23 protein-coding genes, 1 other RNA gene and 1 pseudogene are annotated in these 18,852 nt (G+C 56.7%); 9 read left to right on the top strand and 16 right to left on the bottom strand.

Annotation, left to right across the window (positions count from 1 at the left end; translation table 11 throughout):
* Window positions 1-3 precede the first annotated feature (3 nt).
* Both KORLAC_RS01155 and KORLAC_RS01150 read right to left on the bottom strand, forming a co-directional pair.
* Window positions 4-1,284: a DUF2336 domain-containing protein gene (locus tag KORLAC_RS01155; RefSeq protein ID WP_068301586.1), complete on the bottom strand. Its 1,281-nt coding sequence runs from the start codon at window positions 1,282-1,284 to the stop codon at window positions 4-6.
* Window positions 1,274-2,953 carry a sensor domain-containing diguanylate cyclase gene (locus KORLAC_RS01150; RefSeq protein ID WP_068301583.1) on the bottom strand — a complete coding sequence of 560 codons (1,680 nt, stop codon included), beginning with the start codon at window positions 2,951-2,953 and terminating at the stop codon, window positions 1,274-1,276. The genes KORLAC_RS01155 and KORLAC_RS01150 overlap by 11 nt, the downstream gene beginning before the upstream one ends.
* A 115-nt stretch (window positions 2,954-3,068) precedes the next feature.
* Between KORLAC_RS01150 and KORLAC_RS01145 the strand changes: the two genes are divergently transcribed.
* The 3 genes from KORLAC_RS01145 to dapE all read left to right on the top strand — a co-directional run bounded on the left by KORLAC_RS01145 (window position 3,069) and on the right by dapE (window position 5,852).
* Window positions 3,069-3,761, top strand: coding sequence for a pyrimidine 5'-nucleotidase (locus tag KORLAC_RS01145; RefSeq protein ID WP_068301581.1), 693 nt, complete (start codon window positions 3,069-3,071; stop codon window positions 3,759-3,761).
* A gap of 108 nt (window positions 3,762-3,869) precedes the next feature.
* Window positions 3,870-4,709, top strand: coding sequence for a 2,3,4,5-tetrahydropyridine-2,6-dicarboxylate N-succinyltransferase (gene dapD / locus KORLAC_RS01140; protein ID WP_068301578.1), 840 nt, complete (start codon window positions 3,870-3,872; stop codon window positions 4,707-4,709).
* 3 nt (window positions 4,710-4,712) lie between these two features.
* Window positions 4,713-5,852, top strand: coding sequence for a succinyl-diaminopimelate desuccinylase (dapE, locus tag KORLAC_RS01135; protein WP_068301576.1), 1,140 nt, complete (start codon window positions 4,713-4,715; stop codon window positions 5,850-5,852).
* A gap of 257 nt (window positions 5,853-6,109) precedes the next feature.
* On the opposite strand, the gene KORLAC_RS01130 is transcribed toward dapE, so the two are convergent.
* The 9 genes and pseudogenes from KORLAC_RS01130 to ffs form a co-directional block, all read right to left on the bottom strand.
* Window positions 6,110-6,502 carry a GFA family protein gene (locus KORLAC_RS01130; protein WP_068301573.1) on the bottom strand — a complete coding sequence of 131 codons (393 nt, stop codon included), beginning with the start codon at window positions 6,500-6,502 and terminating at the stop codon, window positions 6,110-6,112.
* The gene (gene recR, locus KORLAC_RS01125; protein ID WP_068301570.1) at window positions 6,502-7,107 is read right to left on the bottom strand and encodes a recombination mediator RecR; all 606 of its coding nucleotides are present in this window, start codon (window positions 7,105-7,107) and stop codon (window positions 6,502-6,504) included. Before recR ends, KORLAC_RS01130 begins: the two co-directional genes overlap by 1 nt.
* A gap of 3 nt (window positions 7,108-7,110) precedes the next feature.
* Window positions 7,111-7,389 carry a GIY-YIG nuclease family protein gene (locus KORLAC_RS01120; protein WP_068301567.1) on the bottom strand — a complete coding sequence of 93 codons (279 nt, stop codon included), beginning with the start codon at window positions 7,387-7,389 and terminating at the stop codon, window positions 7,111-7,113.
* Window positions 7,370-7,819 (bottom strand): hypothetical protein, encoded by a 450-nt coding sequence (locus tag KORLAC_RS01115; RefSeq protein WP_068301564.1) that lies wholly within the window; start codon window positions 7,817-7,819, stop codon window positions 7,370-7,372. Before KORLAC_RS01115 ends, KORLAC_RS01120 begins: the two co-directional genes overlap by 20 nt.
* Window positions 7,809-8,462 carry a DUF5671 domain-containing protein gene (locus KORLAC_RS01110; protein WP_068301560.1) on the bottom strand — a complete coding sequence of 218 codons (654 nt, stop codon included), beginning with the start codon at window positions 8,460-8,462 and terminating at the stop codon, window positions 7,809-7,811. Before KORLAC_RS01110 ends, KORLAC_RS01115 begins: the two co-directional genes overlap by 11 nt.
* A 94-nt stretch (window positions 8,463-8,556) precedes the next feature.
* A pseudogene (locus tag KORLAC_RS01105) lies at window positions 8,557-8,883 on the bottom strand (YbaB/EbfC family nucleoid-associated protein); the annotation flags it as partial.
* Window positions 8,884-8,895: 12 nt separating this feature from the next.
* Window positions 8,896-10,674, bottom strand: a complete 1,779-nt coding sequence (locus tag KORLAC_RS01100) for a DNA polymerase III subunit gamma/tau (protein WP_068301554.1) — start codon at window positions 10,672-10,674, stop codon at window positions 8,896-8,898.
* A gap of 69 nt (window positions 10,675-10,743) precedes the next feature.
* Window positions 10,744-11,607 carry an alpha/beta fold hydrolase gene (locus tag KORLAC_RS01095; RefSeq protein ID WP_068301551.1) on the bottom strand — a complete coding sequence of 288 codons (864 nt, stop codon included), beginning with the start codon at window positions 11,605-11,607 and terminating at the stop codon, window positions 10,744-10,746.
* A 48-nt stretch (window positions 11,608-11,655) separates the two neighbouring features.
* An RNA gene (gene ffs, locus KORLAC_RS01090) (signal recognition particle sRNA small type) lies at window positions 11,656-11,752 on the bottom strand.
* A gap of 85 nt (window positions 11,753-11,837) precedes the next feature.
* Here ffs and nudC point away from each other — a divergent pair.
* The 3 genes from nudC to KORLAC_RS01075 all read left to right on the top strand — a co-directional run bounded on the left by nudC (window position 11,838) and on the right by KORLAC_RS01075 (window position 13,952).
* Complete coding sequence (gene nudC / locus KORLAC_RS01085; protein ID WP_068301548.1) at window positions 11,838-12,815, top strand: NAD(+) diphosphatase; 978 nt, start codon at window positions 11,838-11,840, stop codon at window positions 12,813-12,815.
* 50 nt (window positions 12,816-12,865) lie between these two features.
* Window positions 12,866-13,306 carry a PAS domain-containing protein gene (locus KORLAC_RS01080; RefSeq protein ID WP_068301545.1) on the top strand — a complete coding sequence of 147 codons (441 nt, stop codon included), beginning with the start codon at window positions 12,866-12,868 and terminating at the stop codon, window positions 13,304-13,306.
* A 175-nt stretch (window positions 13,307-13,481) separates the two neighbouring features.
* Window positions 13,482-13,952 carry a PAS domain-containing protein gene (locus tag KORLAC_RS01075; RefSeq protein ID WP_068301542.1) on the top strand — a complete coding sequence of 157 codons (471 nt, stop codon included), beginning with the start codon at window positions 13,482-13,484 and terminating at the stop codon, window positions 13,950-13,952.
* A 15-nt stretch (window positions 13,953-13,967) separates the two neighbouring features.
* On the opposite strand, the gene KORLAC_RS01070 is transcribed toward KORLAC_RS01075, so the two are convergent.
* The 5 genes from KORLAC_RS01070 to KORLAC_RS01050 form a co-directional block, all read right to left on the bottom strand.
* Window positions 13,968-14,381, bottom strand: a complete 414-nt coding sequence (locus KORLAC_RS01070; protein WP_068301539.1) for a cupin domain-containing protein — start codon at window positions 14,379-14,381, stop codon at window positions 13,968-13,970.
* A 10-nt stretch (window positions 14,382-14,391) separates the two neighbouring features.
* A complete protein-coding gene (locus KORLAC_RS01065; protein ID WP_082714428.1) occupies window positions 14,392-14,691 on the bottom strand; it encodes a 4a-hydroxytetrahydrobiopterin dehydratase in 300 nt (99 codons plus the stop codon).
* Window positions 14,688-15,158, bottom strand: coding sequence for a Sir2 family NAD-dependent protein deacetylase (locus tag KORLAC_RS01060; RefSeq protein ID WP_074519348.1), 471 nt, complete (start codon window positions 15,156-15,158; stop codon window positions 14,688-14,690). Before KORLAC_RS01060 ends, KORLAC_RS01065 begins: the two co-directional genes overlap by 4 nt.
* Window positions 15,159-15,417: 259 nt before the next feature.
* The gene (locus KORLAC_RS01055; protein WP_068301532.1) at window positions 15,418-16,128 is read right to left on the bottom strand and encodes an NAD-dependent deacylase; all 711 of its coding nucleotides are present in this window, start codon (window positions 16,126-16,128) and stop codon (window positions 15,418-15,420) included.
* A gap of 77 nt (window positions 16,129-16,205) precedes the next feature.
* A complete protein-coding gene (locus KORLAC_RS01050) occupies window positions 16,206-16,553 on the bottom strand; it encodes a helix-turn-helix domain-containing protein (protein WP_068301529.1) in 348 nt (115 codons plus the stop codon).
* 146 nt (window positions 16,554-16,699) lie between these two features.
* Here KORLAC_RS01050 and KORLAC_RS01045 point away from each other — a divergent pair, with 146 nt between their 5' ends.
* From KORLAC_RS01045 to KORLAC_RS01030, 3 genes are all read left to right on the top strand, one after another.
* Window positions 16,700-17,224, top strand: coding sequence for a hypothetical protein (locus tag KORLAC_RS01045; protein ID WP_068301525.1), 525 nt, complete (start codon window positions 16,700-16,702; stop codon window positions 17,222-17,224).
* Window positions 17,224-17,490, top strand: coding sequence for a hypothetical protein (locus KORLAC_RS01040; RefSeq protein WP_068301522.1), 267 nt, complete (start codon window positions 17,224-17,226; stop codon window positions 17,488-17,490). The genes KORLAC_RS01045 and KORLAC_RS01040 overlap by 1 nt, the downstream gene beginning before the upstream one ends.
* Before the next feature lie 108 nt (window positions 17,491-17,598).
* Window positions 17,599-18,767 (top strand): IS3 family transposase gene (locus KORLAC_RS01030; RefSeq protein WP_420913266.1). Its coding sequence is split into 2 segments (ribosomal slippage): window positions 17,599-17,869 and window positions 17,869-18,767, totalling 1,170 coding nucleotides; the frame shifts between segments, so codons are not numbered across the junction.
* The last annotated feature ends 85 nt before the right edge of the window (window positions 18,768-18,852 follow it).

Here is an 18,852-nt window from a genome sequence, read left to right as displayed (position 1 = left end):
GTCCTATTCTGCCTGTTCCACGAAATAGCTCAGGTGCCACTCAAGCTCATTGTCGTCGATTGGATAATCACGGCCTTCCTTGGCATTCAGAAGCTGCGCCTTGGGCACCAATGCGAATTTTGTTTGCAGGTCATAGGCTGTGCGCATGACAAGGCCCGCCTTCCAGGCCAGTGCCGTCACCGCGCGCCCGCTTTTCGAATTGATGATCTGGCGCACTGTCTTGGCCGGAATATCCGCCATCACGGCGAGGCACTGCATCAACAATTCGCGCCGGTTTGCCTCAATCTGGTCGTGAACGAACTTGTCATCAAGCACGCCCTTCTCAAAATATTCCATGGCCTGTTTGGCCAGCTTGTCTTCTTCGTCATCGCCCAGGCGTTCGCTGTGCAGCCGGTCGCGCACCCGCTCCAGCAGCTCTTCGGCCTGTTCTTCGGGCAGTTCCGCATGCTCCATCATGGCATGGACCAATGCCGAGGCTACAAAGCCCGCGATCCGTTTCATCGCCCGGATTGACAGTTGCGGCCTGAGCGCCACCGGCGCATGCAGGTCTTCGACCGTTTTGGCATGATCGATAATCTGGTCCAGTGTATCCTCGCGGATCTGGGCATTCGGGTTGGTGAGCAGTGCCGCGATCGCCGGTACATCCAGGGTGGCGGCGATATCCTGCGAGACCGCTTCGCTGACCAAGGCCCTGCTTGCAATGGACTTGAGTGCCCCACCCGAAACACCAGCCGCGATAATCTCGCGCAGATCGTCATCGTTCAGGAGCGGGGAATATTGCAGGATCGGCCCGCAGACAATCTCTTCAACGTCGCGCGCCAGCTTGTCGACAATCGCTTTCGGCACGCTGTCTGCGCTTTTGATCTCTTCGGCCACATAGGCCCGCACCTTGGGCAGTTGGTCCGCGGCCAACGCTTCCAGCACCTTGATGGCTTTTTCCCGAAGTGCCGTCTGTTCGCCCGGCTGCAGGCCCGGGACCAGACGGCCGATCTTGCGCGCAAGCTCGGACCGGACCTCGTCATCTTCATCGCTTGTCAGCTTTTCGGCCGCATGGATCGGCGTGGAGGGGTTCTGGGCAATGGCCCGGCGGATTTCGGGGGACGCATCCTCCGCCAGATAATAGAGCACTTCCGGTCGCGCGTCCGTACGGGTTGCCAGCGCCTGGCGCTGATGATCGGACCCGGTTTCCAGGATGCGCTGCTCGTCTTCCTTGGTCAGCGTTTCGGGAAGCGCCTTGTCTTTATCCGACTTGCCCCCCAGGAGTGCCTTCAGTTTACCCAGCATCTAAGTCTTCCTCTTCCCCCGCTTCGGCCTCTGATGGGCCTTCGCTCACTGGCGCGATGGCCACATGCCCGCGCCCTGATTCCTTCACCTCATAAAGCACGGCGTCCGCCCGGTCGGCCAGTTCCTCGAACGTCATGTCCTTGCCTGCCACAGAGGGGCAAACCCCAATGGAAGCATTCAACCGCAGCTCCGCGCCACCAATATCCTCGCGGATAGCCGGCATGGCCGCGATCAGGTCCTCGGCCTTCCGCGCCGCAACGTCACTATCCATATCCTCCAGCCACAGGATGAATTCGTCGCCGCCATAGCGGCCAGCAAAATCACACGGGCGGATCATGGATTGCATTTGGCTGGCAACGCTTTTGAGCGCCAGATCTCCGGCCCTGTGCCCCAGTGTGTCGTTCACTTCCTTGAAATGGTCGAGATCAATGAACACCAGGCACCCGGAAAGGCCCGTGCGGCACTGGTGCTTCAGCCGCCGCTCCACCGCTTCCCGAAGCGCGCGCCGGTTCATCAGGCCCGTCAATTCGTCCTTGCTCGACAGGCGGTAAAGCGTGTCAATCAGCTCTGCCTTGCCGAAAGCTGCAGTCAGCACCTCAACAACACCGCCCAAAAGTTCGACCTCCAGGTCAGACCAGGGGCTGACCTTGGTGTCCCGGCTGACAATCATCATCCCCAGGCCTTTGTCGCCCCGCTGCATCCGAAGCGCCAGATGCTGGCGGTCGCCGGTGCTTTCAAATGGCAGGACTGCATCTTCGGCTGCATTCAGTTGCTCCCAGATCGAGTCCATATCCAGAATTTCCTGGTAGGTGCCCATGATGGAACTGGGCACGAGCCCCTCTTCATAATGCATGGCCGCCCACACCATGTCGGCGCGCAAGACTTCCTGGAGTGCCGCTGAGGCACTATCGAACAGATCGTCCGCACTTTCCGCCGTGTTCAGAATGCGGGTGATGCGCTGCAGCAGCATGAAGCGGAGGCCGTCCTGCTTGGTTTTTCTGGCTGCCATATAGCGTTCTGTCATGTCGCGGCAGGTGCCCCTGAGGCCCGTTTTCTCGCCCTTTTCATTCAAAAGCGGATGCACATTGAAATGCAGCCAGCACCGGCCCTCACCTTCGAACATGGCAGGCACATTGTCGAACTGGGCCTCGCGCCGGGCCGTGAACGGGTTGCGCACTGGTGCGTCGCCATTCGGCCAGAAAATGCGGGTGGCATTGCGGCCCAGCCACTGTTCGGTCTCCTGACCAAAAGCTTTGTGGGGGGAGATAAACCGGAAGGTATGATTTTCATCAAGCTCGAACGACAGGTCGACAGAACCGTCAAGCAGTTCCTTCAGCATGGTCCGGCTTTTCAAGAGCGCTTCGGTAACCTTGTCGGGCAGCGTGGTATCCCGCGTGACAACGACCACCTCATCACCCTGCGGCACAGCGACCAGCCAATAGGTGGAACCTTTGCCGTCCTCGATACGGGCATCGGTTGGCAGGCCTGACGTCAGCGCCTCATGCACCGTATGGTGCAACGGGCCCTGGTCATCGTTCCACAGGGCCACCAGCGGCCCTGCCGACGGGCTTTTGTCCAACACTTCACCCGCTGCATTGATGCGGAAGGCACTAGACTTCGACCGGTGCAAACTGCCTGAAATACCTGCCATTTTCTTCAGTGTGGCCACTGTTTCCCTCTCACTTTCAACCCAGATTGCCTGAAATCCGGTCCCCTGTCATAAAAACTATCCCGCTCACGGTTAATCTAGCTTTAATGACATTTATGGCAGTATCATAGAAACCATGTTGGATTTTAAAAAGCAAAGCTTTCACCCCACCTTTGATGACCCACGCGATGTCTGGGTTTTCGATCTTGATAACACGCTCTATGCCGCCGAATGCAACCTGTTCAGCCAGATTGACCAGAAGATCGGTGAATATGTGCAGACGTTGCTTGGCCTAAGCCCTGAAGAAGCCCGGAAAGTGCAGAAGCATTATCTGCTGGAACATGGCACCACGCTCAAGGGCCTGATGGCGCACCATTCTGTGGACCCCTACCATTATCTGGACAGCGTGCATGATATCGACTTTGCGCCAATTGAGCGTGATGATCACCTGCGCAACGCGATCGAACGGCTTGAGGGCCGCAAGGTCGTGTTCACCAACGCCGATGAGAAATACGCCGCCCAGGTATTGAAGCGCCTTGGCATCGATGACCAGTTCGAAGACATCTTCGACATCCATGAAGCCGCGCTTGAACCCAAGCCGAAACCTGAGGTTTATGACAAGTTCGTTGGCAAATACGGCATCGACCCGAAGCGTGCCGTGATGTTCGAAGACATGGCCCGGAACCTGGTACCAGCCCACGCCATGGGCATGGCAACTGTGTGGATCAATACAGGCAGCATCTGGGGCCAGGCCGACCACGATCCGGAAACCGTTCATGCGGAAACCGACAATCTGGCCACCTGGCTGCACGCTTTTTTAAACCGGTAGGTAAGGAATTCTAGGGCGTACACGCTGTTCCTGCGATTGACTTGGGGGGCGCGGGCGCTATTGTTCTTGCGATTTTTGTGAAGACCTAACGCCTGAGGAACCGCGCCCATGAGCCAACTGGAAACCATCATCAACGACGCGTTCGACAACCGCGACGAAATCTCCGCCGCAACAACCGGGGAAGTCCGCGATGCTGTTGAAACCGCGCTGAACCTCCTGGATTGCGGCGAAGCCCGCGTGGCCAGCAAGGAAAGCGGCGAATGGGTGGTGAACCAGTGGCTGAAAAAGGCCGTGCTGCTGTCCTTCCGCCTCAATGACATGGAAGCCATTGCAGGCGGCCCGGGCCAAAACTCCAACTGGTGGGACAAGGTGCCATCCAAGTTTGAAGGCTGGGGCGAAAACCGTTTCCGCGACGCAGGCTTTCGCGCCGTACCGGGCGCCATCGTGCGCCGCTCCGCCTTCATTGGCAAAGGCGCAGTCCTGATGCCGTCTTTCGTCAACCTCGGCGCCTATGTGGATGAGGGCACCATGGTGGACACCTGGGCCACCGTGGGCAGCTGCGCCCAGATCGGCAAGAATGTGCATATCTCCGGCGGCACCGGCATTGGTGGCGTGCTGGAGCCATTGCAGGCTGGCCCGGTGATCATTGAAGACAACTGTTTCCTGGGCGCCCGGTCAGAAGTGGCTGAAGGCGTGATCGTTGAAGAAGGCGCCGTGATTTCCATGGGCGTGTTCATTGGCGCCTCCACCAAGATTATTGACCGCAACACCGGCGAAATATTCATGGGCCGCGTGCCTGCCTATAGCGTTGTGGTACCGGGCACGCTGCCGGGCAAGCCACTGCCGGACGGCACACCAGGCCCGAACCTGGCCTGCGCTGTGATCGTGAAGCGGGTGGATGAGCGCACGCGCTCCAAAACCTCCGTCAACGAACTGTTGAGGGACTAATCCATGGCAGGCCTTGACCCCATTACCCTGAGCCAGGAGCTGATCCGCCTTGAAAGCGTAACGCCGGACACGGGCGATGCGCTGGACCTGCTGGCGGGTTACCTTGGGGACATGGGCTTCAAGTGCGAAAAACTGGTGTTCGAGGAAGAGGGCTATGCCCCTGTCCCGAACCTCTATGCCCGACTGGGGACAGAAGCCCCAAATTTCTGTTTCGCCGGCCACACAGACGTTGTGCCCGTGGGTGCCAAAGACCATTGGACGGTTGACCCCTTCACCGCCGAAGTACGTGACGGCCAGCTGTATGGTCGCGGCGCCTCTGACATGAAATCCGCCATCGCTGCCTTTGTGGTGGCCGTCGAACGCGCGCTCGCCAAGGGCGCGCCGAAGGGCTCCATCTCGCTCCTGATCACGGGGGACGAGGAAGGCGATGCGGTCAACGGCACCAAAAAGGTGCTGGACTGGATGCGCGAGCGTGGTGAGACAATCGACATGTGCCTGGTGGGCGAACCCACCAACCCCACAGAGATGGGCCAGATGATCAAGATCGGCCGCCGCGGCAGCCTGCACGGCATCGTCACCGTCAAGGGCATGCAGGGCCACGTGGCCTACCCGCATGTAGCCAAGAACCCAATCCCCGATCTGGTCAAGGTGCTGGCAACACTCGATGGTCCGCTTGATGACGGCAATGACCGTTTCCAGCCGTCGAACCTGGAAATCGTCAACGTCCATGTGGGCAACGAAAGCCACAATGTGATCCCGGCAGAGGCCAAGTCACGCTTCAATGTGCGCTTCAACAACGAGTTCACACCCGAAGCCCTGCGTGCGGAACTGACCCGCCGGATGGACAGCGCCGGGGTGGACTATGAGATTGACTGGTGGCTCAGTGGCGACAGTTTCCTGACGCCTGCAGGACCGCTTTCCGATGCCGTGCAACAAGCCGCGCACGCACGCCTGGGTGTAACGCCTGAGCTGTCAACCACTGGCGGCACGTCTGACGCACGCTTCATCAAGGACATGTGCCCCGTGGTGGAATTCGGCCTTGTGGGCGCTACCATGCACAAGATTGACGAGCATGTGGCTGTGGCCGACATCGAGGCCCTCACGGACATCTATGAGGACGTGATCAGCCGCCTTCTTGGCTGATATTTTACCTAAATTCTTTCTAGTTTTCGCACACGCTGGAGAAGCCTATTCTCTTGGGCAAGCGGGTGAGGATATTCCCGAACTGTTCCCGAGTGACGATGGACGGCATTCAGGCTTTGGCCGTTCAGTATGCGAGATAGCAGGGGCGCGCGCCGACCGCCCTAAGTACACCTCCCGAGCCTCAGGCCAAACCCCTGGGCTCCCCTCGGGGTCTGTTCATACCGGCAGACCCCGACCCCTTTTCTGGATCAGGATAGTCAGGCGTCGTCAGCGCGCAGGCCCGCGATGTTAGCTTCCCAATTAGCGCCGTCGAAATCGGCCACGTCCGTGGCTTCCACAGTTGCCTTATCGATACAGTTCAGGTTGACCGACCAGCCATCCGGGTGGCTGCGCGGTACATAGAAGCTTTTGATTCCGCACGTCTTGCAGAAAAGATGCTGGGCCGTGCCCGTGTTGAAGCGGTAGTCCGTCAGATTGTCTGCGCCCGATGTGATGCGGAATTCGTCCTTTGTGGCGAACACATGAATGAAGCCGGTCATGTTGCAGATGCTGCAGTTGCACCGCTTGCCCTTGAGCGTTGCCGGGGCATCCAGCTCGAACGTCACGGCGCCGCAGTGGCAGCCGCCTTTGTGGGTTACATGACCTGTCATCAACTTACACTCCCACGGGCCCTAAGCGCCGCTGCCAGGGTGCCGTCATCCAGATAATCCAGTTCGCCGCCCACGGGCACGCCGTGCGCGAGCGCCGTTACCTTGACGCCGCTGCTTGCCAGGCGTTCAGCCAGATAGTGGCTGGTGGTTTGGCCGTCCACTGTGGCATTCAGCGCCAGGATCACTTCCTGCACATCGCCCGTCTCGACACGGTCGATCAGCGGGCTGATGTTCAGTTCATCCGGGCCGACACCGTCCAGCGCCGAAAGCGTACCGCCCAGCACATGATAGAGCCCCTTGAAGGTCTCTGACCGGTCGAGCGCCCACAGGTCGGCCACATCCTCAACCACACACACAAGGCTGCGGTCACGCCGCGTGTCCTCGCACACATGGCAGGGGTTGTGGGTATCAATGTTGCCGCAGGTGTCACAGATGACGATCTTGTCCGCCACCATATTGAGCGCGTCCGCCAGCGGCTTCATTACGCTGTCTTTCTTCTTCAGAAGCTGCAGCGTGGACCGGCGCGCAGACCGCGGCCCAAGGCCTGGCAGTTTTGCCAAAAGCTGGATCAGCGTATCGATTTCACTGCCGTGAGAACGGGGCATCTATTAGCCTTTCAAAAACTCTTCCATCAGCTTTTTGCGGAATTTCCGGTCGCGTTTCAAGTGCCATTCCCGGCTCATGGCCTCGCCGCGCGTTTTAAATTCTTCTGTGTGCAGGATCACCCAGGTGCGCCCGCGGGTGGATTTGGCGCCGGTGCCCGCGTTGTGGGCCTGAAGCCGGGCTTCCACGTCCGTTGTCCAGCCCACATAGGTGCGGGCCTTGCCGTCCTTCACGCTGCCAAGGATGTAGGTGAAACAGGGATACTCAAAATCCGCGCAGGTCATTCTGGCTATCGATATCAATTTTATAGCAATAGTCGCCGGCTGGATGACGCCAATCCACGTCATATATCAAGCCATACATCGGCCGATCACCCTCAAGGGTGGACAGCGAAAATGTGGCGCAAAGCTCAAACGAAGTCTCGCCTATCAAATTATATTGATAGCTTCTCCCCGTAACCGGATCGACAGACAACTTCAAGCGATCATCTCGTTCCTTGAGGGCAAGTAAGTCTTGTGGGAGTGCCTTTTCCGCCCGATAAAAAACGCGCACCGACTGGGCAAGCTGTTGCAAATGCTGCGCGCGCCTCTGATCCATTTTCACAAGTTTCATTTCTGCAGGGGAGCGCACCAGCATGGTGCCAACAATGACCAACGCAAGGGTCAATGCTGCTGCAATGCCCAGGAACAGTTTCGCGGAATAACTAGGCTGCATCACCGGCCTCCGCATCTTCAACCGTCTTGATTGACCGGAAATAATACAGAAGGACACCGCCGGACACACCGGCCACCACAGCCACCTTCAACAGGAACCGCATCGTCGCTGCGCCGTCCAGAAAGTGGTAAATCAGGGCTACCAGATCACCAAGCGCCGTCATCCCGGCTAGAAACAAGGTCAGATAGGTCAGCCACTGTCGGCCGCTGGACATGGGGCAATTGGGATCCAATTTTGTGCGCTGCTCTGCTTTCCATGCGGCGACGAGATAGGCTAGCACGAAAACAATCGACCATGCGACCCAGTAGCGAATATTGCCTTCGATATAATCGGCATTCATTGAACTGGACGCATCAGGGATGGTGAAATCAAGGATATTGAAACCCAGGAAGATGACGCCCCAGCTAGACAGATACAAGGCGCAGAAATGGAACAGGTAGAAAACCGTGTCGCGTGCAGCCAGTGAATAATGCTTACTTGGTACGGGAACGGGGAAATCCATCGGGGCGAAAGCGGCCAAGGCCTTCTTGATCTCGCTTTTATCCCAGCCTGCAGCTTCAAGAGCAGTCGCTATATCCTCGCGGCTTTGGCCCTTCCCAAGTGCCTTTTCGACAAACTGCAGAAGACTTTGATTGGTTGCCATGTCATTCCCCCATCATAGACAATCACCCTGTCGCTAACGGTAGGAGGAAAAAGCCGGCATTTTCAAGGCAATAAATTTTGGGTCGTGCCACGCCCTAGAACGGCATTTTGAAGCCGGGCGGCAGGTCAAGGCCACCGGTGAGGTCTTTCATCTTCTCTGCGGCCGCGTCGGCCACTTTGGCTTTCGCCTGATTGTGCGCGGCGACGATCAGGTCCTCGACCACTTCCTTGTCTTCGCTTGAGAAGATCGACGGGTCGAGCGACACGGATTTCATGTCGCCCTTGCCTGACAAGACCACTTTCACCATGCCGGCGCCCGCCGTGCCCTCAACCTCAACATGGTCAAGCTCGGCCTGCATGTCGCCCATCTTGGCCTGCATTTCCTGGGCCTTTTTCAGCATGTCAGATAAATTCTTCATGGGATCACTCCAAAACTAGAAATCGAATTCGCTGGCGTCGTCATCGAAGCTGATGCCTTCAAGCGCCTCGTCCACCAAGTCGGCTTCAAGCTCCTCTTCGGTGCGGCTGTCGCGCACGGCCAGCAGCTCAGCGTCCGGAAAAGTGGACAACAGCGCCTTCACGATCGGCTCCGCCATGGCTTCATCGCGGCGCTTCTTGTCACGCCGGATTTCCTTGGTGCGGATCGTGTCGTCGCCTTCGGCTTCCTTGGTGATGGTGATCTGCCAGTCCACGCCGGTCCAGGCCTTCAGGCACTGTTTGGTGCGCATGATGAAATCAGGCGGCGTCTGGCGCGTGGTGTTGAAGCTGACCCGACCGGGCTTATAGTCCACCAGCCGCACATGATCCTTCAGGACCACCGCCAGCGTCGGCTCACGCTCGGCTTCGAAAAGGGCCACAAGTTTCTCGAAATCGACCGGCATCGGGTGCATCGGGTGATCGCCGTGATCATCCTGCCTCAGCGCCACAACCTGCGCGCTTGGCATGGAAGCGGTCGTGCCGCCTTGGGCAGTCGCCTGCGTCTGCTGGGCACCAATGGCAGTCACATTCCCGCCGCCACCCGCAGGGGCCGCACCACCGGCTGCTGGCGCACCGCCGCCGGACTGCAACTGTTTCACCAGATCGGCCGGCGCCGGCAGGTTGGCGGCATAGGCGAGGCGGATCAACACCATCTCAGCCGCCGCGATCGGGCTTGGCGCCACTTTCACTTCACCGACACCCTTCAGCAGCATCTGCCACGCGCGGGTCAGGTGCGGCATGCCAAGGGTTTCGGCCATGGCCCCGCCCTGTGTTCGTTCCGCTTCCGAAACAAGTGTGTCTGTGCCGCTATCTGGCGTAACCTTCAGGCGCGTCAGCCAGTGGGTGACCTCCAGAAGGTCATTCAAAACCACGGCCGGATCAGCGCCAGAATCATACTGGGCGCGCAGGGTGGTCAGGGCTTTCTTGATCTCGCCTTTCATCACCTGCTCGAACAGGTCCAGCACCTGGGCGCGGTCGGCAAGGCCGAGCATATCGCGCACTTGTTGTTCCGAAACCTCACCACCGCCGTGGGCGATGGCCTGGTCCAGCAGCGACAGGCTGTCCCTGACCGAGCCTTCAGCTGCGCGGGCAATCAGCTTCAGCGAGCCCTCGTCCGCCTTGGCGCCTTCCTTCTCAACCAGCGTCGCCAGATGCCCGATCAGCGTTTCGGCTTCCACGCGCTTCAGGTCAAAGCGCTGACAGCGGGAAAGCACCGTGACCGGCAGCTTGCGGATTTCCGTGGTAGCGAAGATGAACTTCACATGCTCCGGCGGCTCTTCAAGCGTTTTCAGAAGCGCGTTGAAGGCATTCTTCGACAGCATGTGCACTTCGTCGATGATATAAATCTTGTAGCGCGCTGACACAGGCGCATAGCGCACGCTTTCAATAATTTCGCGAATGTCGTCCACGCCGGTGCGGGACGCGGCGTCCATTTCAAGCACGTCAACATGGCGCGATTCGGCAATGGATTTGCAGTTTTCGCATTCACCGCAGGGGCTGATGGAAGGGCCGTCGTGGGCCGTACAATTGAGCGCCTTGGCAATGATCCGCGCCGTGGTGGTTTTACCCACCCCGCGAACACCCGTCAGCACGAAGGCGTGCGCCAGACGGCCGGTATCGATGGCATTCGAAAGCGTGCGCACCATGGCTTCCTGGCCGATCAGGCTGTCGAAATCCGACGGCCGGTATTTACGGGCCAGAACCTGATATTCTGTCTTTTTCGCGCTTTCGTTCATATCGCCTCGTCCCTCTGTCACTGAGGGACTATGACTAGCAGGACAAACTGTTTCAGGAAAGGTAAAAGGTTACTCTTGTCCAGTGATGAAATCGACAATGGAGTCGCCAATCTCCTGCCAGATTTCCTGATTGAAAAACATGTGGCCAGCCTCCTCCAGCTTTATGAAGTTGCCTCGTGCTCTTCCGGCCAAATCACAGGTATGTTTGCCGTTATCAATTGGCACCAGAAGATCTTGCTGGCCATGAAGAACCAGCATTGGCTGGCTTGCCTCGCCTACCCCCTTGGCCAGGGTACTTGGCACGGTTGTCATCGCATGAATATGATTGTCGGCAACCATCGCGTTTCGTGGGTCCCCGCTATAGAGGTTGGCGACATAGTCCCGGGCCATCAAGCGGTCAAAGGCCAGCCCGCCATTCAGGAAGCACATGCTTTCAAGCCACCCCGGCAAATCCTGATCAAGGTCGCCTACAGGGACATTTTTCATCAGCTGTGCCCATGTCTCCGTATTCGGAGACGAAAGCCCCAGTGCCAGCTTCATATCTTCATCGATAACCGACCCAGCTGACATGGATACGATGGATCGTATCTTTTCGGGATAGAGGACCATCGCCAATTGCGCCATATATCCCCCCATGGAGTGCCCAATCAAATGGACTTCCGCGACAGACAGCGCGTCCAGAAGCGCCATCATATCTTGCACCAGCTCCTCGAGGGAATAGGGCTGATCAAAATGCGTCGAACCACCTGTGTCTCTGTGATTATACCGGATTACACGCAGCCCGGCGTCAGCCAGTCGCTTGCAAAAGGGGAGTGGCCAGAATGTTGCGGGCGCACCAGCACCAGATACAAGCAGAACAGTGCCGTTGTTACCGGACTGTCCGAACATTTCATATTCAAGCGTGACGGAATTCCTGACGACAACCGACTTCATAATGACCTGCCAAAGCTAAAGGAAGATCAGGAATTTAAACTGGAAGGTGGGTGGGAGGGCCAATGCGACCCATGCCAAACTCGTTACGGCTGCTTCCTTTCGGACCTGACCGGGTTGGCGAGCGGAATGTCCGCCGGCTCTCCCGGGAGTGTATATGGCGATTCTTGAAGTGACTTGCAAGAGTAATGTGTCCGCCCTAGGTAATGGAGTGTCCATTTGGGGAGTTTTTCATGGCACTTTCGTCCGTACCGACCGCTTTTTCCGGCAATCCGCTCAACCGTGCAGACCATCTGCGGGAAGATCCCGAGATATTCGGCGCCTATATGGAGCGCGAGGACGCCCGAGTCGTCCTTTTTGCCATTGAAGGCGAACGGGATGAGGGCAACAGCAGCTTCCTGCCACCAAATGACTATTGGGTCCTGACAGACGAGCCGGGCGATATTGCCTGGCAGAAGCCGTCCGCTATCCGTCTGCTACCCAAGGACAATACGATTTTCCTGGGCCTTGATGAAAACGGGGCACCACGCTTTGCTGTCAAGCTTGGCGGCACCACGACAGACTTCGCCGAGTTTTTCGAACCACAGGGCCAGAAGTTCCGCGATGGCCGCAACATCGCACACAAGCTCACCAATCCACCGTCGTCGCCCCACCCATCGCTCGGCATCATCGCCCAGGCCAAAAGCATGCTGATGTGGCACGACAGCCACCGCTTCTGCGCCAAATGCGGCGAGGAAAGCGAGATGATCAAGGCGGGCTATGAGCGCGAATGCCCTGCCTGCAAAGCCCATCATTTTCCGCGCACAGACCCGGTGGTGATCATGCTGGTGCGGTGTGGTGACAAGGCCCTTGTGGGCCGCGGCAAAGGCTGGCCCGAAGGTAATTTCTCCGCCCTGGCCGGTTACATGGAGCCGGGCGAAAGCATGGAAGAAGCCGTGGCGCGGGAGGTGTTCGAGGAAGTCGGCCTGAAGACCACCCATGTCCGCTATGTCGCCAGCCAGCCATGGCCGTGGCCATCAACGCTGATGATCGGTGTTGAAGCCTGGGTGGAAGACGGCGAGATCACGCTGCAGGAGGCCGAAATCGCCGAGGCCCTGTGGATCACCAAAGATGATGTGCGCGCCAGCATGAAAGGCGAAAGCCCCTACCGCTTGGTGCCGCCGCCGTTCGCCATTGCACATAATCTTGTGAAAAACTGGATGGACGAGTAACTTTGTCGCAGTCAATTACCAGCCCAATACAAACCACCAGGACCTCGCGAATGGACCTCTCGCACACACAAAAAATCTTCCTGGATTACTGGAACGGTTGGCTTGAGAAAGCTGGCGGCATGCCCGCGCGCAAGGATCTGAATGTCAGAGAGCTGGGAAAATATCTGCCCCATGTGGTGATCTTCGACATCCTTAACGACCCGCACGACTTTTGCTACCGCCTGGTGGGCACCGAAGTGCGCGCCCATACGCACGGCGACTATACAGGCAAGAAGCTAAGCCAAATGAAAGGCAAAGGCCCTGGCAGTAAAATCTGGAGCTTTCTGGATCAGGTGAGCGCCAGCAAACAACCGCTGTTTCAGGAAGTCCCTTACGTGGGCCCACAACAGGCCTTCCTGCGCTCGACCTTGTTGTTTCTACCGCTTGCCGACGACCATCAAACCCCAAACAAGATCCTGCTAGTGAGCAATTTCATCTCCAAGGTTTCCTGACCTGCCCCAAAACAGATGACACCGGGCTATTGGAAGCCTGGGTGCAATATTTAGTCTCGAAACTGTCCTAATTGACTCGCCGCCTCTGGGTGAACGTGATAGGGTAAACATTCTGTTAAGGGTGCCTCAGGGGTCGATAGAGACAGACGTTGCCAGAACGGCAGAGGAGGCGTCGATGCAAATGTCAGAATCGCAGCAGGCGTTACTAAAGCATTGGTCTGAGTTTCACCTTCAACAAGGTGGCCTGCCTTCACGAAAAGAGTTTTCCCTCCGCGCGTTAGGGAGGCATGTAACACACATAGCCATCCTGGATGTAAAGCCCAATCCGCTGGATTTTGAATACCGGCTGATCGGCACGACGGTGGTGGACCATCTGCACAAGGACTATACCGGTGTGCGCCTTTCCATGATCCCCGGCAAGGGGCCTGAAAGCAGGCTGTGGTCATTCATGCGACAAACCTATGAGGACGGCCAACCGCACTATTTTGAGGTGCCGTATGTCGGACCGAAGGAAGGGCCAGAAATCGTTTACACGCTTTACCTGCCGCTCGCCAGCGACCATAACCATACCGACAAGATCATGATCGTGCCGCACTATGCCAGCCGAACAGCGGTCATCCACGTGGGGCTGCAACCCCTTCACTAGACCCCGGCTCGGGGCTTATTGCGGACGTTCGTCTTCGCGCTTGTGCGTGTTGGGCACGTCCTTTGAACCAGCGTAAAACACCAGAACCTCAAGATCGGCATTGCCCGTGTTGCAGCCCTCGTGCGCCACATGTTGCGCTTCGATCAGCATATCGCCCGCGCTGAACTTCTTCACTTCACCCGTGGCGTAGGTCACGGTCAGTTCGCCTGATTTCACCAGCCCGAACGTGGGCACAGGGTGACTGTGCCACCCGTTGCATTCGCCCGGCTTCTGCACGACATCAAGACCCGTGATCTCAGCCTGTCCTTCAGGGTAGCTGATAGCGTTCCCCAGAACATCCTCTGCACCCTTCAGCTTCACTTCAGCGCCCGCGAGGGCAGCAGTGGCACATAGCATGCTGGCCGCGAAGGCCACGATCGTGGTTTTCATGGTTGTCTCCTTATGCGGCGAAACTGTCCATCGCCGTCGCCATTTGGAAATCGAGGGTCGTCACCCCGTCCGCGTCATGGGTGGTCATTTTCACCTCAACCCGGTTATAGACGTTGAACCATTCAGGGTGGTGATCCAGCTTTTCCGCCAGAAGTGCAGCCCGGTTCATGAAGCCCCAGGCTTCGGAAAAATCGGCGAACTGGAAGGTTTTCCTGATGGCCTTCTCTTCTGCGTCATAGGCCCAGCCGGAGACGGTGCCCAGGGCGGCATCCCGCTCAGTGTCTGTCATTCTCGATGGTCTGTCACTCATGTCACTGTCCCTTTTCCTAATAGTTCGTCCACCAGGGCCGGCATCAGGTCGCCAGCCTTGCCGTGGCGGCATTCTTCAAAATAGCTCACGCCCGCGCTGGGCTCCAGATTGACTTCAATGGTGTGGGCATGCCCAACGCGCCGCACCTCGGCCACGAACCCGGCGGCCGGATAGACGTTACCGCTGGTGCCGACGGATATGAACAGGTCACACGCGCGAAGCCGCGTGTATATCAGGTCCATATGATAGGGCATTTCGCCAAACCATACGATGTCGGGCCGCAGCCCTGGCGCAGCATTGCAGCTTGGGCAAGCCGTTGCCTGCGTGCAGTCGGTCGTCCAGTCGTGGCGCATGCCACAGTGCACACAGCGCACCCGGCCCAGCTCGCCGTGCATATGGATAACACCCTCTGCCCCGCCGCGCTCATGCAGGTTATTGACGTTTATATGGATTGGATTTTTGTTCACCCGATCTAACCGCATGATATTAAAAATAAAAGTGCAGAAATTCAATTAATGTGTTCATGAACACATTTTTGGAACCCAAGAACTGGCGGAAAGTGCAAGCCGAAGGCTCACTTTACGACAATTCTTGGGTCACCCTCGCGGGGCATTCAAAACGTCCCATAAATACAGAAAGATTTCTATAAGCGATTGAAGCTGGGTCAGGAACAAATCAAGGAGGATTTGCGATGACACGGCAGAGCCATCCGTAGTCAGACGACTTTCAATCCCCCTTATTGAGAAGGGCATCCACAAATTCCGGTACAAGAGTTCCAGCGGGGCCATGTCTAGCTTCATGAAACAAACTCACGCCCACACTCGGCTCAAGATTGATTTCTACTGTATAAGCGCGATTCATGCGGCGCACAGCGCTAACGAAGCCCGCCGCGGGGTAAACATTTCCGCTTGTTCCAATGCTGATAAACAGATCACAGGATGCCAATGCACGATCAATTTGATCCAGATGAAAAGGCATTTCACCGAACCAAACAATGTTAGGGCGGAGGCTGGAAGCCGCACCACATGAAGGACATAACGAAGTGTCGTCACAGTCCTGGGTCCATGTATGGGTCGTATCGCAGAAGGTACAACGGACTTGCTGCAGTTCGCCGTGCATATGCAGTATTCGCTTGGATCCCGCTTGCTCATGGAGATTATCAACGTTCTGCGTAATCGTGGTGACGTCTCCTTGGTGCTCCGCCTCCAAGCGTGCCAAAGCGTTGTGAGCGGCATTTGGCAAAGCATGCTGGAGTTGTGCTCGACGCTGATTATAGAACTTATGTACTAGGCTTGGGTTTGCATCGAAGCCCTGGGGAGTAGCAACCTCTTCGATGCTATGATCCTCCCACAGGCCCCCGTTATCACGGAAAGTCCGCAAGCCACTTTCCGCGGAAATACCAGCGCCGGTGAGGATGACAATGCCCTGGTATGCCATACGAATCTCCCATCGCATCTTTGTATCAAGGGCAATCTCTTGAGACCGACCTGATTTGAGTTTCCTAGGCCAATAGACTAGCCGTCCCTGACGGACGCGAAAGCTTTGATAGCAGCACCGGCAGCCTCAAGCTCCCTGTCAGTCAAGCCTTGAAGTGTAGCCCAAATTTGCACTTCAGCGTTGCTTCTTACACCCGACTTAGCGCTGCGGCTAATGTCTGCATGTACCAAGTCGTCAAGGCTACAATTTAGCGCTTCGGCAATTTTCACCGCAGTTTCTAAGCTCGGCGCATTCACCCCACGCTCAATCTGGGAAATGGAATGGACTGATCGTTCAATTTGAGCGGCCAAGTCTTCCTGACTGAAGCCAAGTGACATTCTTAACGCCTTGATACGCAAACCGATATTTTTCTTGAACATGTCCATACCCGTAGAATCCTATGGGCTGTGGACATTTGACAGAAACTAGACTACGACTATTGGCTGTTAGTCATAGCATAATGCGATTTTTGTTCAATTTATTGATGTAGACGTAAAGTCACCGGCGCTCCCAATGACGACAGCAAGGTTCGATGAAAGATCAGCAGATAAAAATCTTTGAAACTGGTGCCGTGATGCGTGCTGTTCCAACACAGGATGGTATCAACCTAAGCATCATTCTTGAGGATGGAACTTCTTATCCAAGAATACTACACTACCTGCAAGCTGAAGAGATTTTGGATGGTGACCTTGAAGCCATCTATAGCCTGCTTCTGTCGTGCTACCGTCCCTCAGGGATACTTCGGATTTTGAATGTCGTCTCACATTCTATCATTTGGGTGTTCAGAAGTATCCTAGGTGTTTTCCGTTTTATTTTTGGCAGTTTCATCGGGTTCGGGGCGTTTGGCTTCCTGCTCTTGCTAGGTTTAGGCATCATCCTCATGGGGCTATCGCTATATGGCCTCATTTTTACATTGCCATTTTTCCTGATTGCATTTGGCCTGCAAAAACTGAATGAGCGGATTGTGGTCAACGAATTAAAATCTATACAGAAATCTGCTCGGCAGCTCTGCCAGGAGGTGATGACGGGCAATGCAGAGGTGAGGTTCGTGAGATAATGACAAGCTTGGTTGAACGATCCGCAGAGGCTGTCGAGCTTAGGAATAAGGTGTGCGAACAGGTCTATGAGTTTATTTCGAAGGACCCAAACCATGGGATGCTGGGTGTTTATGCTGTAATAAAAATCGGCATTGATTTGGTAAATAATTCTGACATCAGTGACGAAGCAAAGTTAGCGATCGCTCATACGCTGTTTTTTGATCTGGTACATAATACCGACATAGACGGACTTTCCAAAGAACCTGCCAATCAAAACTCGCCATAAGGAAGTTAGTACTGGGATTGGGCGAGCAGATTGAGCTGGTCCCCGGAAATCGGACAGTGACGTAAGCTATGGAAACGTGTTTTCTGGTCTCAGTTACGGAGACCAAATATGTCCAAGAGGAAACAGTATAAGCCCGACTTCAAGGCCAGGGTGGCGCTTGAGGCGCTGAAAGGCGAACAGACGGTTGCGGAACTGTCGAGCCGGTTCGGGGTTCACCCGACGATGATCCACCAGTGGAAGAAGGCCTTGTTGGAGAATGCCGCCGGCATCTTCGAGCGTGGGGCCGCCAAGAAGGAAGCGGAGGTCGATCCGGGCAAGATCAAAGACCTTCACGCCAAGATCGGGCAGTTGACGATCGAGAATGATTTTTTAGTGAACGCGCTCAAGCCATGGACCGAGAAGTGAGGCGGACCATGATTGAGCGCCGACCCAAGCTGTCCGTCACCCGCCAGTGTCAACTGCTGTCGCTGAGCCGATCGAGCTTCTATCATCAGCCAAAGGGCGAGAGCCCCGAGAACCTGGACCTGATGCGCGAGATCGACCAGCAGTTCCTGGATACGCCCTTTTACGGTGTCCGCCAGATGACCTGGCATCTGAGACGCAAGGGCCATCAGATCAATGTCAAGCGGGTGCGTCGGCTGATGCGGCTCATGGGCCTGATGCCGATCTATCAGAAGCCCAACACCAGCGCACCGCATCCCCGGCACAAGCGCTATCCTTATCTATTGAAGGGCTTGCGGATCGACCGACCCAATCAGGTCTGGTGTGCCGATATCACGTACATTCCTGTGGCGCGGGGCTTCCTGTATCTGGTGGCGGTCATGGATTGGCATAGCCGCAAGGTGCTGGCCTGGCGGCTGTCGAATACCATGGATGTCCAGTTCTGCCTCGATGCCCTCGATGAAGCGCTCGATCGGTATGGCAGCCCCGAGATCTTCAACACCGACCAGGGCAGCCAGTTCACCTCATGGGCCTGGACACAGCGGCTTCGCGGGGCCGGGGTTCGCATCTCGATGGATGGCAAGGGCCGGTGCATGGACAATATCTTCATCGAGCGGCTGTGGCGCAGCCTCAAGTATGAGTGCGTCTATCTGCACGCCTTCGAGGGTGGCCGGGAGGTCCGGGCAGGCATCCGGGCCTGGGTTGACTTCTATAACCGCCTCAGGCCTCATAGCGCCCATTCGGGCTGTACGCCGAAGGAAATCTATCACGGCTGTCTGCCGCTCTCCGGCCCGGGCCTCGGCCCGGTCCTCCAAGCGGCAGACAAGGCAGCCTGAACCAACAATGGAAAACAATGATCAGAGACCGAAACTGTAGCTTAATTTAGCCCTGAAACTGTCCAAGCTTTGGGGACCAGCTCAG

Source organism: Kordiimonas lacus (genome assembly GCF_001550055.1).
Classification (GTDB): domain Bacteria; phylum Pseudomonadota; class Alphaproteobacteria; order Sphingomonadales; family Kordiimonadaceae; genus Kordiimonas; species Kordiimonas lacus.
This window is presented reverse-complemented; position numbering and strand designations above follow the sequence as displayed.

What these genes read in the sequence shown, in the direction of transcription:
- KORLAC_RS01155 (WP_068301586.1), bottom strand. Translation starts at nt 1,284, where the DNA reads ATGCTGGGTAAACTGAAGGCACTCCTGGGGGGCAAGTCGGATAAAGAC.
- KORLAC_RS01145 (WP_068301581.1), top strand. Translation starts at nt 3,069, where the DNA reads ATGTTGGATTTTAAAAAGCAAAGCTTTCACCCCACCTTTGATGACCCA.
- dapD (WP_068301578.1), top strand. Translation starts at nt 3,870, where the DNA reads ATGAGCCAACTGGAAACCATCATCAACGACGCGTTCGACAACCGCGAC.
- dapE (WP_068301576.1), top strand. Translation starts at nt 4,713, where the DNA reads ATGGCAGGCCTTGACCCCATTACCCTGAGCCAGGAGCTGATCCGCCTT.
- KORLAC_RS01130 (WP_068301573.1), bottom strand. Translation starts at nt 6,502, where the DNA reads ATGACAGGTCATGTAACCCACAAAGGCGGCTGCCACTGCGGCGCCGTG.
- recR (WP_068301570.1), bottom strand. Translation starts at nt 7,107, where the DNA reads ATGCCCCGTTCTCACGGCAGTGAAATCGATACGCTGATCCAGCTTTTG.
- KORLAC_RS01120 (WP_068301567.1), bottom strand. Translation starts at nt 7,389, where the DNA reads ATGACCTGCGCGGATTTTGAGTATCCCTGTTTCACCTACATCCTTGGC.
- KORLAC_RS01115 (WP_068301564.1), bottom strand. Translation starts at nt 7,819, where the DNA reads ATGCAGCCTAGTTATTCCGCGAAACTGTTCCTGGGCATTGCAGCAGCA.
- KORLAC_RS01110 (WP_068301560.1), bottom strand. Translation starts at nt 8,462, where the DNA reads ATGGCAACCAATCAAAGTCTTCTGCAGTTTGTCGAAAAGGCACTTGGG.
- KORLAC_RS01100 (WP_068301554.1), bottom strand. Translation starts at nt 10,674, where the DNA reads ATGAACGAAAGCGCGAAAAAGACAGAATATCAGGTTCTGGCCCGTAAA.
- KORLAC_RS01095 (WP_068301551.1), bottom strand. Translation starts at nt 11,607, where the DNA reads ATGAAGTCGGTTGTCGTCAGGAATTCCGTCACGCTTGAATATGAAATG.
- nudC (WP_068301548.1), top strand. Translation starts at nt 11,838, where the DNA reads ATGGCACTTTCGTCCGTACCGACCGCTTTTTCCGGCAATCCGCTCAAC.
- KORLAC_RS01080 (WP_068301545.1), top strand. Translation starts at nt 12,866, where the DNA reads ATGGACCTCTCGCACACACAAAAAATCTTCCTGGATTACTGGAACGGT.
- KORLAC_RS01075 (WP_068301542.1), top strand. Translation starts at nt 13,482, where the DNA reads ATGCAAATGTCAGAATCGCAGCAGGCGTTACTAAAGCATTGGTCTGAG.
- KORLAC_RS01070 (WP_068301539.1), bottom strand. Translation starts at nt 14,381, where the DNA reads ATGAAAACCACGATCGTGGCCTTCGCGGCCAGCATGCTATGTGCCACT.
- KORLAC_RS01065 (WP_082714428.1), bottom strand. Translation starts at nt 14,691, where the DNA reads ATGAGTGACAGACCATCGAGAATGACAGACACTGAGCGGGATGCCGCC.
- KORLAC_RS01055 (WP_068301532.1), bottom strand. Translation starts at nt 16,128, where the DNA reads ATGGCATACCAGGGCATTGTCATCCTCACCGGCGCTGGTATTTCCGCG.
- KORLAC_RS01050 (WP_068301529.1), bottom strand. Translation starts at nt 16,553, where the DNA reads ATGGACATGTTCAAGAAAAATATCGGTTTGCGTATCAAGGCGTTAAGA.
- KORLAC_RS01045 (WP_068301525.1), top strand. Translation starts at nt 16,700, where the DNA reads ATGAAAGATCAGCAGATAAAAATCTTTGAAACTGGTGCCGTGATGCGT.
- KORLAC_RS01040 (WP_068301522.1), top strand. Translation starts at nt 17,224, where the DNA reads ATGACAAGCTTGGTTGAACGATCCGCAGAGGCTGTCGAGCTTAGGAAT.